The sequence below is a fragment of the Maricaulis parjimensis genome (assembly GCF_016817355.1).
GTDB classification, from domain to species: Bacteria; Pseudomonadota; Alphaproteobacteria; order Caulobacterales; family Maricaulaceae; genus Maricaulis; species Maricaulis parjimensis.
Genome location: NZ_JADOTT010000004.1, coordinates 305149 through 317556, shown reverse-complemented (window position 1 = coordinate 317556; position 12408 = coordinate 305149). Strand labels below are relative to the sequence as shown.

Annotated in this window: 12 protein-coding genes; 2 read left to right on the top strand and 10 right to left on the bottom strand. The window is 61.5% G+C overall.

Translation table 11 applies throughout. The features are described from left to right. Positions 1–147 precede the first annotated feature (147 nt). A complete protein-coding gene (locus I0K07_RS09055) occupies positions 148–1962 on the top strand; it encodes a flavin monoamine oxidase family protein (RefSeq protein WP_203292574.1) in 1815 nt (604 codons plus the stop codon). A 231-nt stretch (positions 1963–2193) separates the two neighbouring features. On the opposite strand, the gene I0K07_RS09050 is transcribed toward I0K07_RS09055, so the two are convergent. The 6 genes from I0K07_RS09050 to I0K07_RS09025 all read right to left on the bottom strand — a co-directional run bounded on the left by I0K07_RS09050 (position 2194) and on the right by I0K07_RS09025 (position 9412). Next, complete coding sequence (locus I0K07_RS09050) at positions 2194–4410, bottom strand: TonB-dependent receptor (RefSeq protein WP_203292572.1); 2217 nt, start codon at positions 4408–4410, stop codon at positions 2194–2196. Between the two features lie 185 nt (positions 4411–4595). Next, entirely contained in the window at positions 4596–5228 is a 633-nt protein-coding gene (locus tag I0K07_RS09045; RefSeq protein WP_203292570.1) for a glutathione S-transferase, read from the bottom strand. Beyond that, entirely contained in the window at positions 5225–6148 is a 924-nt protein-coding gene (gene trhO, locus I0K07_RS09040; RefSeq protein ID WP_203292568.1) for an oxygen-dependent tRNA uridine(34) hydroxylase TrhO, read from the bottom strand. The genes I0K07_RS09045 and trhO overlap by 4 nt, the downstream gene beginning before the upstream one ends. 67 nt (positions 6149–6215) lie before the next feature. Beyond that, the gene (locus I0K07_RS09035) at positions 6216–7895 is read right to left on the bottom strand and encodes a sensor histidine kinase (RefSeq protein WP_203292567.1); all 1680 of its coding nucleotides are present in this window, start codon (positions 7893–7895) and stop codon (positions 6216–6218) included. A 6-nt stretch (positions 7896–7901) separates the two neighbouring features. Then, on the bottom strand, positions 7902–8285 hold the full coding sequence (locus I0K07_RS09030; RefSeq protein ID WP_203292565.1) for a hypothetical protein: 384 nt from the start codon (positions 8283–8285) through the stop codon (positions 7902–7904). Positions 8286–8521: 236 nt separating this feature from the next. Next, positions 8522–9412: a hypothetical protein gene (locus I0K07_RS09025; RefSeq protein ID WP_203292563.1), complete on the bottom strand. Its 891-nt coding sequence runs from the start codon at positions 9410–9412 to the stop codon at positions 8522–8524. A 94-nt stretch (positions 9413–9506) separates the two neighbouring features. Between I0K07_RS09025 and I0K07_RS09020 the strand changes: the two genes are divergently transcribed. Further along, positions 9507–10166, top strand: a complete 660-nt coding sequence (locus I0K07_RS09020) for a Fe2+-dependent dioxygenase (protein ID WP_203292561.1) — start codon at positions 9507–9509, stop codon at positions 10164–10166. Here the strand turns inward: I0K07_RS09020 and I0K07_RS09015 are convergent. The 4 genes from I0K07_RS09015 to I0K07_RS09000 form a co-directional block, all read right to left on the bottom strand. Next, entirely contained in the window at positions 10163–10465 is a 303-nt protein-coding gene (locus I0K07_RS09015; protein ID WP_203292558.1) for a GNAT family N-acetyltransferase, read from the bottom strand. The genes I0K07_RS09020 and I0K07_RS09015 overlap by 4 nt on opposite strands. A gap of 24 nt (positions 10466–10489) precedes the next feature. After that, on the bottom strand, positions 10490–10630 hold the full coding sequence (locus tag I0K07_RS09010; protein WP_203292556.1) for a hypothetical protein: 141 nt from the start codon (positions 10628–10630) through the stop codon (positions 10490–10492). A gap of 115 nt (positions 10631–10745) precedes the next feature. Continuing rightward, positions 10746–11537: a metallophosphoesterase family protein gene (locus I0K07_RS09005; RefSeq protein ID WP_203292554.1), complete on the bottom strand. Its 792-nt coding sequence runs from the start codon at positions 11535–11537 to the stop codon at positions 10746–10748. Then, a complete protein-coding gene (locus I0K07_RS09000; RefSeq protein WP_203292553.1) occupies positions 11534–12388 on the bottom strand; it encodes a diacylglycerol/lipid kinase family protein in 855 nt (284 codons plus the stop codon). The genes I0K07_RS09005 and I0K07_RS09000 overlap by 4 nt, the downstream gene beginning before the upstream one ends. Positions 12389–12408 lie beyond the last annotated feature (20 nt).

The following is a 12408-nucleotide window of genomic DNA, read 5'->3' as shown; positions in this document are numbered from 1 at the left end:
CACCATCCGGCTTGTTGCGCTGGTCCGGGGCTTTTCTTTGTCCCGACCAATTCCGATTTGGGTTGTGACAGAAAACAACTTAAAATAGCCTCATGAAACAAAGCGATCTCGGAGTGTTTGTCCCCGTCGCATAATCGGGAGGTAGTCATGGCGCGTTACACGATTTTCGGAGCGGGGCCGGGCGGCCTCTACACCGCCTGGCGGCTGGCCAGCAGCGGCAAGCTGGCGGCGGGCGATGCAATCGAACTCATTGAATGGGGCCAGTACAGTTTTGCAGCCGGCGATGGCGGGACGCGCTTGCCCGCTGGCCGTATCTGCACGCATCACTATCAGGGTGATGCCGGCAATTCCTATATCGAGATCGGCGGTATGCGCTATCTGGAATGGAGTGAAAGCAATCCGGGAGAGGGGCACCAGCTTGTCACCAAAACGATCTCTGCCCTGGGCCTGGATGACGAGGTCGTGCCTTTCCTGACAACGGACAATCCGGCCTTCTATCTGCGCGGTGTGAATTTCTACCAGGACGATCTCGGGGTGAACGGCTTCGTCGCGCCCTACAATACGCCGGGAAACAACGCCAAGCCGGCGGATACATTGTTCGGGAACATCTCGGCCCTGATGACGTCCGGTGCCAATCCCCAAACCCGGGCAGAGCAGTGCCAGTTCTATGCGTCAGGCGTGCTCCCGGACACGACGAATTCCTTCGTCTACAGCGCGGGCGATACCGTGTCGAATATCGGCTACTGGAACTTCTTCTATGACCAGGCCGGCAATGAGGGCTTCTCCTATGCGGCCGATGCCGGCGGGTATTCCTCAAACGTGATCAACTGGAATGCGGCGGACGCGGCCATCTATAATGGCGAATTCGCGCCTGGCGGGGCCTTCAAGACGCTTAAGACCGGCTATTCCAGCCTGTTCACATCCTTGTTCAACGCTGCACAGACGGCGGCTGGGCAAGCGGGCGTGAGCTTCACACTGACGCAAGGGCGCCGCCTGCACTCCATCTGGCTGGAAAATGATGTGCCGACCTATTGCACGGCACCGGCCAGTGATCCTGATCACGCGGACGGGCCGGCTCAGTCGACGGATCATGCCTTTCTCGCCATGCCGCCGAAATGTGTGGAACTTGTCGCCCGCGCGACCCGCTATGCTGACATGACGGGCAAGCTGGACTTCCTCAACGCGCAGACGGTCCAGAACAATCTCCAGGCCGTCATGGAACAGCCGTCCTACAAGGTCGCCATGTTCTTCGACACGCCCTGGTGGGAGACAGCGAAATATCCGCCGAAACTGGTGAGCTCGCAGGGCGACACGAATATTTTCGGACCAACCATCACGGACATTCCGCTGCGCCAGATCTATTATTTCGGCAATAACGCGCCGTCCGGCGGCGGCGCGCCGGTTTACGGCATGCTGGCATCCTATGACGACATGCGCTTTGACGGGTTCTGGCGGGGCATGGAATTACCGCTGGATCAGCGCCGGACCCTGCCGATTTCGGAGGATCTCCAGCCTCTGGAAGGCGGTCGCGCGGCTCCGCCGTCGATGGAGAAAATGCTCCTGCTTCAACTGGCCAAGGTTCACTATAATGACCCGGACGCGGCCTGGCAGATCCCGCAGCCGCTGGAAACCGTGTTCATGGATTGGGGGCTCAACCCGTTCGGGGCCGGCTATCATGCCTGGGCGTCAGATTATGACATCTGCGCTGTGATGAATGATATTCGCGCGCCGGCCTTGCTGGCGGGCGCAGCCACCGGTCCGGTCTATCTGGTTGGCTCTGCCTTCTCCAACGACCAGGCCTGGGTGGAGGGCGCGTTCTGTACGGCGGAATCCGTGCTGGTGGATTATCTGGGTATTCCCACGATCGCGGACACGGCCGCCTATCCGCTGATTTGCCCTTGCAGTTCAGGCGGTTCGCCGCGGACGCAGCCGTCTGCTGCAGAGTTGACGCCGGCGCAATAGCCCAAACGAAAGAAGGGCGCCCGGGGGAAAGGCGCCCTTCATCATTCGGGGGGATCGAATGCCGGCTGAAGACGGCCGGTTTTTATGGGGTCTTCCGGAGCGCGAGGGGGATCAGAACTCCGGTGTCTTCACAATCCCTATGTGTCATCCTCACCCGGTAATTGCACTGAATAAAAAAAGCCCCGGGTTTTTTGCCCGGGGCTTTTCTTTCGTTAACCTTTTTTCGGGTCGTCAGTTCAGCGTGGAGCGGAAGGAGACGCCGATGATGCGCGGCTCGTTGACGAAGCCGGTATTGTTGTTGAAGTCGATCCCGCCGACGAGGTTCTCTTCATCCGTGATATTGCGGACGAACAGGGCGGCCTCGTAATCGCGGCCGGCTTCGCTGGTGCCGGCATAGCCCAGACGCAGACCTCCCTCGAAATTGCCCTCGGAATAGAATTCCTCGGACTCGTATAGGAAGAGGTTGGTGTGACCCTGGTAGAACCAGTCCGTGTAGGCGAACCATTCGCCATTTTCACCGGCCGGGATGGAATAGCGGGCGGTGAAGGACAGGATCATGTCCGGGGCCTGCGGGAAGGGATTGCCGTCGACTTCATAAAAGCCGTCCAGATCCGCATCCGGGTCCAGCACGGTGCACTGGGCGCAGGCGCCGACTTCCAGCGTATTGTCCTGCAGCTCGGTCTCGTTCCAGGAGAAGCCGGCCGTCACGAACAGATTGTCGGTGACGAAGAATTCGCTGTCGACTTCGAAACCATAGCCCACGCCGCGATCGGCATTGATCAGCTGGACCAGATTGCCGCCGCCGCCGACGGCCGAGAGCTGAAGATCATCCACCTGGTAGTAGAAGGCCGTGGCATTGAAGCGGGCCCGGCCGTCAAACGGTTCGGACTTGTAGCCGATCTCATAGGAGATGGAGGTTTCGCTGTCGGCGATAGAGGGCGGATTGAAGAAGGCGACGTCACGGGCCTGGATGGACGGGCCACGGAAGCCGCGGGCGATGCGGGCGAAGACCGCCTGGTCATCGTCCAGATCATAATAGGCCGACAGGTCCCAGCTGATCTGTTCGTCTTCCACCGATACCGGCTGGACGGGGAAGTTCGTGACGATGCCCGTCAGGAATTTCTCGTCATTGGTGAAGCGGATGCCGCCGGACAGTTCCAGGCGCTCAGTGGCCTGGTGGCTGACCTGGGCGAAAGCCGACCAGAGCTGGTTCTTGTGGCGCACCGTGGTGGAGGGCGGGAAACCGCCATTCGGGCCGACCGTGGTGATATTGAACTGACTGTCGAAATAATAGGCACCGATCTGCCAGGTCGTGGCCTGGTCGTCAGCAGACGCCAGCCGGATTTCCTGGGTGAATTGGTCCAGCTCGTCGATCCCGTCCTGGGTTTCCGACGGGAAGGGGATGAAGCCCGGGCCGGTGACCAGATTGCCGCCATCGATATCGCCCAGGCTGTAGCCTTCAGCGCGCTCGATCGCCGTGATGGAGGTCAGCGTCAGGCCGTCCATATAATAGTTCACATTGGCGCTTGTGCCCCAGCTGTCATAGGCCTGCGGGTTATTGAACGTGCTGTCGAACCAGACCGTGTCACGGTCAAAATTGCCGTTCAGATTATTATTGCCCGGGCCCACAATATTGGCGCGGAATACGGCGGAGGTGCCGTTCAGCGAGCGGGCATGGACATTGAACAGGGCTTCCAGGCTTTCTGTCGGCGTGAACAGGAATTGCGCACGGCCGGCCCATTCCTGGTGGCCACCCAGGGCGTCGCTTTCACCGGTGAAGGCATTATCGATCCAGTCGGCGCGGTTTTGTGTCATCACCGAGATGCGGGCGGACAGGACGTCCTCGATCAGGCCGCCACCGATGGCACCCTCTACATTGACCGTACCCAGCGTGCCGGCTGCGACCTGGAAATAGCCGTCGGTTTCCTGCGTTGGACGGGCCGAGCTGAAGGAGATTGTGCCGGCCGTCGTATTGCGGCCGAACAGCGTGCCTTGCGGGCCGCGGGCGATTTCCACCTGCTGGATGTCGAACAGCGGGAAGGATTTCAGGATGACATTCTCCATCACCACATCATCAATGATCACCGAGACCGGCTGGGATGCGGCGAGGTCGAAATCGGTATTGCCCAAGCCACGAATGTAGAAGCGCGGCGCGACACGGCCATTGGAGCTCTCGGCATAGAGGCTCGGCACGCGGGCGGCCAGGGACAGGATGTCGGCTCCGCCCTCGGTGAAGGGGGCCAATTCCTGGCCAGACGCTGCCGTGACGGAATTGGCGATGTCCTGGACGTTTTCTTCACGGCGCGTGGTCGTGACGATGATGGTTTCCACCGTGGAGGTGGACGGAGCGCCTTGCGCCAGAGCAACAGGCGCAGCGGAGAGCGTCAGGGCGAGTGCGCTGGCACCCGTGCGAATGATCGCTTTGCGGGAGAGGGGCGGACGGGTCATGGATATCCCTTTCGAGGCCGGTCGAAGCAGAACGCCGCAAAGGCCCGAGCATGGCCGGGAGCGGCGTACCGGTGAGTGATTTTGCTCCGTTACCGGATATTGAGAATTTATGACAGGTTCCGGGCGGGCAGGGTGTGCGAATCCGCGGGTGGTGTTGCGCTGCAGCAACCGGTGGGCTGGCAGGCTCAGTCTTGGTCCTTATCGTCCTGCCAGAGCGGATGTTTGCCCATGATGGCCGCAAACCTCTCTGATGTCAGATGCTTGGCCAGCCAGGCTTGGAGATGTGGCAGGTCTTGAGCGTCAAACCAGGTCTTGTCGGTATGGGCAAACTGTCTGACGAAGGGAAAAATGGCGGCGTCGGCGAGCGTCATCATCGATCCGTTGAGTTGACCTCGATCTGCGATCAGGGTTTCAAATTTGCGCAAAATATCGAAACAGCTGGCGCGATGGGTGTCCGGATCCGCATCCTCGTATCGGGTCGCGTATTTGTAGCGGTCGAGATGGTGCTTGAACGGGCCGTCGCACAGGCCGATCAGCTCTTCCCGGGTGGCGCGATCATCGTCCAGCCAACCCTCCGGGTCAGATTGTTCCAGCGCCCAGTGCATGATGTCCAGGCTTTCGTCCAGGACCTGTCCATTCGGCATGACGAGTACGGGAACAGTCCCCTTGGGCGAGGCCGCCAGCATGGAGGCTGGCTTGTCGCGCAACAGGATTTCTCGATGCTCAAACTCCATTTCACTGGCATGCAGGGCCAAACGCGCCCGCATGGCATAGGGGCAGCGGCGGAAGGAATAGAGAATGGGGCGGCTGCCCGTCATTCCGCCTCGGCCTTGCGGCCGACATGCCGCTCGCCCCGTGCTTGGGCCAGAATTTCCTGCCGGTGCCGTTCGGCATAGCCCTCGCGTTGGGCGGCATCGCGCGCGTCATGGCAATAGGGGCAGCTCTCGCCCTCGATGAAGAGAGGCGAGGCGCGATCTTCGGCGCCCAGCGGCTCGCGGCAGGCATGGCAGAGGCTGTGCGTGCCTTCCGCCAGACCATGACCAACCGCCACCCGGCGATCGAAGACGAAGCATTCGCCCTGCCAGAGGCTGTCCTCGGCCGGTACGGTCTCGAGATATTTCAGAATGCCGCCCTTGAGATGGAAGACATCCTCGATGCCTTCCTGCTTCACAAAGGCCGTGGCCTTCTCGCACCGAATCCCGCCCGTGCAATACATAGCGATCCGGGCATTGGGACGCGTTTCCCGGAAGCGCCGGAACCAGTCGGGGAATTCCCGGAAGGTCGTGGTGTGCGGATCGACAGCTCCGGCGAATTGGCCGATGCGCACTTCATAATCATTGCGCGTATCGATGGTGACGACATCCGGCGCCTGGATGAGGTCGTTCCAGTCCTCCGGTTCGACATAGGTGCCGACGGTCTCGTTCGGATCGATGCCGGGAACACCCATGGTGACGATTTCCCGCTTGAGCCGGACCTTCAGTCGGAGGAAGGGCTGGTCTTCGGACCGGCTCTCCTTGTGTTCCAGGTCCCTACAGCCGGGCAGGCCGCGGAGAAATTCGAGGACTGTGCGCAGGCCCGTTTCCGGTCCGGCAATCGTGCCATTGAGCCCCTCGGGCGCCAGCAAGAGCGTGCCGGCGACTTGGTTCTCGGCGCAGACATCATGAATGCGCGCCTGCAAATCGGCATCGGCTTTGAGGGGCGTGAATTTGTAGAGCGCAGCGATCAGATAGTCGGACATGTCGGGCACAAGGGTAGCGGGCGGCCTGTATAACGGGCGCGGCGCTCGCCGTCATCGCCCGGTGTGCTCAATGATCATTGGACGCCATGCGTTGCGCGTCCCCGGGCGTATCGGCGGCAGTTTGCGGGATAAACAGATAAAAGCGGCTGCCCAGTCCCGGTTCGGACTCGACCCATATCCGTCCGCCATGCAAATCCGCGGCGCGGCGGCACAGGGCAAGGCCGATGCCCGAGCCCTCGTATTTTTCGGCGGTGTGCAAGCGTTCGAAGACCTCGAAGATACGGCCGAAATGCTCCGGCTCGATGCCGATCCCGTTATCCTCCACGCAGAGCGTGCAACCGTGTTCTGATTGGCGGCTGGAAATGCGGATATGGGGCATGGCATCGCCCCGGTATTTGAGACCGTTTGAAACAAGGTTCTGGAGGGCTCGGGTCAAGAGAAAACGGTCGGCCTGGACGGGACCGTCGAAATCCCATTCCAGCCTGGCACCGCTTTCCTGAATCGGGGCTTCCAGCAATTCCTCGATTTCCTGGGTCAGATCCTGTGGGGCCAGAGTCTCCGGATTGAGCCGGGCGGCATCGGCCTTTGTGTAGGACAGCAGGTCCTGAACCAGGCGCTGGGCGCGTTCGGCCCCCCGATTGATCCGCGCCAGCATGTCCTGGCTTCGGTCGTCCAGCTCGGCATGCCGTTGCACGAGCAGGGCTGACATGCCCTGCATAATACGCAAGGGCGCCTGAAGATCATGGGAGGCATGTGAGGCGAAGCGGGCGAGGTCATGATTCTTGGCCTCGATAATGGCGTGGCTCTCCTTCAACTCGATCGTCTTGCGCGCCACCTCGATGCGGATGTCCACAGCGCGGCGGGCATCTTTCAGCGCCAGCGCGCCCAGTGTCATCGTGGCGAACATGGAAAAAGCCAGGACCAGCCAGGGCAGAGGACCGATGCTCAGGAGGAAAGAACGCCTCGGAATGAGAGAGAGTTCCAAACCTTCGAAGGCGTTTGGCCCGGTCCAGCCGACGCGGAAGGGCGCAGAACGCAGCAGCTCGTTCACAGGCGGCAAGTTTTCGGGCACAGCATCCGAACCGCCGGTGGTCACGACAACTGGATCATCGCCCGGCATGCTGGCGATGACCCACAGGATGGGCGATGGGCTGGTGTCGGGCGGCAACAGGTCTTCCATGGGAGCCGCAGCGTAAATGCGCGATGGCAGGCTTTCCGGTCTGTGGCGCACCAGCGCAATACGAAGGCTCGACACACCGTCATTCGGCAAGGCGATCAGCCTGTGTTCACCGGGCGGTGCAGGCGGCAGGGCGGAGGAAGACAGAGTGAGGTCAATCTGATGGGCGATCTCATCCTGCACGCCGGTGAGGGGCCGTCGGGTATCGCTTGGCGATGGTAGATGGCCAAGTTGTGGCAAGCCCTCGGTACTGGATGAGGCGAAGACGGATTGAACTACCTCGGCACTGAGACCAGCGTCCAGGGCACGGGCATAGGCGTTCAATTGAACTTCCATGTGGTTCAGTTCGGATTCGAATTCCCGGCTGAGCCCTTCAGCGGCCGCCCGGAATTCGCGTTCCTGCGCGCGGCTTTGATTGACCAGGGTCGCGAAGAACAGGGCCAGTGACACGATGAGACCGAACAGGATGATGGTTACAGGCGTGCGGTAGGCATCCAGCAAGCCGGTCAGCGTCTCATAGCGCTGATGCGGCGAGACTTCCGGATCCTTTCCTGGCGCCTGCTGGGTCATCGGGCCTTAGTCCGCCGTGTCACGGATGCGGGTGAACCGGTCTATCAGGACCGGCACAAGCGGCAGCATGAGGACTGCGGTGGCAACGGAGGCAGCGGCCGTCATCAGTTTCAGTATCCCTTCGACATAGTAGAGCGGGTGCCAGAGCACGACGATATTCATGACGTGATTGATGCCGCAGAAGAGAATGAAAATTCCGAACATGATGAATGCCCAGCGAAAGGGCACCGGCCGGTCGAGACGGCGCAGAAAGACCAGGATCGTGATCGGGATGGAAAAATAAGCGAGGGCGATGGCCAGATCGGCGATGACATGCATGCCGACAAGCTCGGGGCGCCAGAGATAACACATGCCATGGGGCATGAAGTTATTGATGTCGAAATAGTCCATGGATCGTCTGCCCCCCGCAACGATCCCGGCTCAAGGCCGGGGCGGATACCTGGTGAGTGCGGCGGTCAATCTAGGACATTCAGGCGAGGGAATACCACAAGTTCATATAATATGAGGTGCGGTCACCGGCTTGCCCGCTCCGACCTCTTCTTTCGCCGCAAACGCCATCAGGGCAAGAAAAAGCCCGGCGTGATTGGCATCACGCCGGGCCGTTTCAAAATTATGACGGGGCCGGATCAGTCGAGCGCCGGCAGCGCCGCTTTCAGGGTATCGGATGCCGCCACGATCATATCGGCATCGGCGGACAGCGTCTCAGGACGCAGAGGCGTCGGGAAAGCGGTCTGCAACAAGGCGATCGCGCTTGCCAAGCCGGCCGCGGCCGTCGGGTCGGCCAGTGCGATAGTGTTCATGTGGCGGTCGGCATAGCGTTCGGCGCCCTTGGTAAAGCCATATCCATCCAGATAGGCCTCACCCGCATCCGGTGTGGAGGCCACGAGACGGTATTGCAGGGCGGCGCGTTCGACCAGGTCGGCCAGGATGCGTGCCTGGACGGCACCGGCGCTCGCGTCGTTCTGCGGGGCATAGGCTTCAGCGTCGTCGAGCGCGGTGATCACGGCTTCGACCTTTGCGGCGATCTCTTCATCGCTCTCACCGCTATAGGGCGCCACAGCTGCAGCCGTCATGGTTTCGCCGAAGAGCGGTGAGCCCAGCGCTTCCAGAACCGGTTCGAAATCGATGTAGATCTCGGAAATCGGGTGGGCGAACATTTCAGCACCCGCCGTTCGGTCACCCGCCTGAAAGGCGTCGATACCGGCCAGATAGTGCGCCCGCATCACTTCAATGGCGATGCCATAGACCACGGGGTCGTTTTCAGCCGCGACGGGGTCAATGCCGAATTCACCGCCGCCACCGCCGCCTTCGCCTTCGCCGCTCTCGCCTTCACCTTCGGAGAAGGCCGGCGTGGACGGGGCCTCGAAGGAGCCGTTTTGTGCGTGTTCGGAGGTGGCAGGGTTGTGCGCGCCAGACTCGCCGACTTCACCGGCCGGATCGCTGCAGGCGGCCAGTCCGCCCACCAGAGCGGCTGTGCCGACAGTGGTCCAGATACGCGTGCGACGCTTGATGCCCATGAAACTTCCCCTTGCCGATGGCATGACTTGTGTTGGACGTAGGAAACCGCCTAAACCCATTTTCAGTAAATGACAATTAGTCGCAGGTGAAATCATGCTGTTGTGTCTGCAAAATCTCTGTTCCCCGGAGGAAGTGGCCCAGTTGCGCCGTTTGGCTGAGGAAAGTGAGTATGCGGACGGGCGCAAGACGGCCGGATGGGCTGCGCGTGAGGTGAAGCGTAATGAACAGGTCGAGGCGGGCCCGCGGATCGACCTGATCCGTACGACGGTGCGCAAGGCGTTGGAGCGTCATCCGCTGTTCAAGAGTTTTGCCCAGCCTAAGGCGATCACCCGTATGCTGGTTTCCCGTTACACGGCCGGCATGGAGTATGGCCGTCATGTCGACGACGCGCTGATGGGCGGGCGCCGTGTGGACCTCTCCTTCACCCTCTTCCTGTCCGACCCGACCAGCTATGAGGGCGGAGAGCTTGTCATGGAAGGCACGGACGGGGAGACCGAGATCAAGCTCGCCCCGGGTGAGGCCGTGATCTATCCCACTGCAGCCCTGCATCGTGTTGCAGAGGTGACTGCGGGGGAGCGTCTTGCAGTGGTCGGCTGGGTGCGCAGCCTGGTCCGGCGGGCTGACCAACGCGAGATCCTGTTCGACCTCGACCAGGTCTGCCGCAGCCTGTTTGAAAAATCCGGAAAAACGCAGGAACTGGATCTGTTGTTGAAGACCAAGTCCAATCTGCTGCGTCAGTGGGCGGAAGACTAGGCTTTCACGCCCTCGATCACATCGGCCCAATCGGGATGCTTGTCGGCCTGCGTCTTGAGGAAGGGGCAGAGCGGAACAATGATGAATCCATTTGCCCGGGCTTCGGCCACGACGTGCAGGGCGAGGGCCTGGGCTATGCCCATGCCGCGGAGTTCGTCAGGCACGCCCGTGTGGTCGACAATGATCCGCGTCGGACTGATGCGGCTGAAGGTCATTTCGCCTTCAGCCTGCTGCCCGGCGATGCGGGCGACATAGCGGCCCTTGCTGCCGGTCTCTTCGAGAGAAATCTGGATATCCATGCCCAATTCGGTTCGGCTTTTCTGTCAGACCGCCTCCATTGACTCCACAACGCCGTCTGCGCCGCGAATAACGAGAGAATGCCCGCTGTCAGGGGCAAAGGATAGAAAAAGCGTGGTCGTGATGCCCAGAATGGCGATCGACAATAGCAAACCGGTCCAGCGCATGATGTGTCTCCTGTTCGGGGAGCACAGATCGGTATCGCCATCAGCATGCGCCAGTACCAAGAGCTGATCGGCGGGTTTGCAAATCTGCATAGCCCGCAGACTTGATTGGGTCGCGTCAGCCCCCAAGGGGCAGGTCCCGCGCCTTGGCGGGCTGGAAGCCTTCGGCGAGGGAGCGCGCTTCCCATGGCACCATCCGGATCATGCCAGGAGTGACGTCCAGGCAATTGAAAGCGGCCGGCTCGTCTCTTGTTCGCAGGGAAAAGGTTGTGCCGGCTCCGACGAACCAGCACGTGCGCTGGTCGATGGTGCAGGGTTCCGCGAAAGTCTCGTGCAAATGGCCGGTGAGGACGAGATCACAAGATTGTGCAGCCAGGCGTGCGGCTTGCGCAGCGCGTGCCGTGCGGGCCCGCCCCCTTGCACCACCCGGCGCCAGAAGAGGGTGATGGCAGGTCAGGACACGCAGGGCAGCCATTTCGCCTGCCGGATTGAGACGGTCTAGCGCCTGTTTCAGAGCGGGCAGAGCGACGCGACCGAGAGACCAGTCCGGCCGCCATTGAGCGCGGCGCGCGGTCAGCAAGGTCTCGATCCGGACCTGCTCGCTGTCATGGCGCGGCTGCAAATGGGGCCGCAAACGGGACTCGAACCGTTGCCAGGGCCGAGTGAAGCGCTCGTGCAGGGCTCTGACCGGTGTGTCGTGATTACCGGGCATGCCGATGGCCGGGACGTTGAGCGCGGCGAAAAAGTCAGCAGCTTGTTCGAACTCGCGTTTGCGGCCCGATTGCGTGAAATCTCCGGCCGCGACTATCAGGTCAGGTTTCAGAGTGCGGGCAGTGTCCTTGAATGCCGCCACGAGAGAGGGGTGTTCGGCGCCGAAATGCAGATCGGCGATGTGAAGGATGCGGGTCATGACGACACCGGGATCAGCTGGAGAGGGGTTCGAGCTCGGCTCAGTTTGACCGCGTTTTCGGTGAAGACAGGCTCGCCATCAATCATCGCGGCCAGGGGTTTCCGGGCCAGGGCTTCGAGCCTTTCGATCTCGCCGGTCGGCAGGCGGTCGGGGTCTGACAGCAATGTCCAGCCGGTCCGAGCAATATCGCCCATTTCGCGCCAGTGCACCGCGATGTAGCGCATGGAGTGCGCGTCGAGATCCGCAAGGTCGACATAAACACCGCTGGCCCGATGACGCCGGTTTCCATCATTGGTCGTGTAGCGGATCCCCGGCGTGAAAGCCTGACGGATCGATGCGGCTACCCGTTTGGAAAAGGAGGGCAGGGGTGGCGGGCCCTCGAACTCGCGCAGGCGCTCTCGGGCCCGGGCAATCGTGGATGGGAAGCCCAGTCCGGCGGCAACCAGGAACACGGAGTCGTTGAGAAGGCCTGGACGGAACTCGCGCATGGGGCCTTCGCAAATGTGGTCCAGCAGATCGATCGGGTCGCGGTCTCCGTAGACGCGTTTGACCAGGAGATTGGCCGTCCCGAAAGGCAAGGGCAGGAGGGGGCAATCCGGCCGGTGCCGATAGACATGTTGTGCGACGGACCGGATCGTGCCGTCGCCGCCGGCAATGGCGATCCCGCCGATGCCGGACTCCCAGCCTGCTGCCAGCCTGTCGGCATTGAAATCGTCAAGCGGCCAGACTTCTGTGATCCGGTTGTGCGATTGTACAGCGTCGGCCACCTCGTCCGCGCCGCCGCGGACGAAGCGGCCAGACGAGGTGTTCACGACAAGGGCAAGGCGCTCTCCCGGTTTCCTGTCAGCCATGGATTCCCCTTGCTCTGTGT

Bases quoted from the DNA above. Each gene is read 5' to 3' on its own strand.
- I0K07_RS09055 (WP_203292574.1), top strand. From the start codon at position 148: ATGGCGCGTTACACGATTTTCGGAGCGGGGCCGGGCGGCCTCTACACC.
- I0K07_RS09050 (WP_203292572.1), bottom strand. From the start codon at position 4,410: ATGACCCGTCCGCCCCTCTCCCGCAAAGCGATCATTCGCACGGGTGCC.
- I0K07_RS09045 (WP_203292570.1), bottom strand. From the start codon at position 5,228: ATGACGGGCAGCCGCCCCATTCTCTATTCCTTCCGCCGCTGCCCCTAT.
- trhO (WP_203292568.1), bottom strand. From the start codon at position 6,148: ATGTCCGACTATCTGATCGCTGCGCTCTACAAATTCACGCCCCTCAAA.
- I0K07_RS09035 (WP_203292567.1), bottom strand. From the start codon at position 7,895: ATGACCCAGCAGGCGCCAGGAAAGGATCCGGAAGTCTCGCCGCATCAG.
- I0K07_RS09030 (WP_203292565.1), bottom strand. From the start codon at position 8,285: ATGGACTATTTCGACATCAATAACTTCATGCCCCATGGCATGTGTTAT.
- I0K07_RS09025 (WP_203292563.1), bottom strand. From the start codon at position 9,412: ATGGGCATCAAGCGTCGCACGCGTATCTGGACCACTGTCGGCACAGCC.
- I0K07_RS09020 (WP_203292561.1), top strand. From the start codon at position 9,507: ATGCTGTTGTGTCTGCAAAATCTCTGTTCCCCGGAGGAAGTGGCCCAG.
- I0K07_RS09015 (WP_203292558.1), bottom strand. From the start codon at position 10,465: ATGGATATCCAGATTTCTCTCGAAGAGACCGGCAGCAAGGGCCGCTAT.
- I0K07_RS09010 (WP_203292556.1), bottom strand. From the start codon at position 10,630: ATGCGCTGGACCGGTTTGCTATTGTCGATCGCCATTCTGGGCATCACG.
- I0K07_RS09005 (WP_203292554.1), bottom strand. From the start codon at position 11,537: ATGACCCGCATCCTTCACATCGCCGATCTGCATTTCGGCGCCGAACAC.
- I0K07_RS09000 (WP_203292553.1), bottom strand. From the start codon at position 12,388: ATGGCTGACAGGAAACCGGGAGAGCGCCTTGCCCTTGTCGTGAACACC.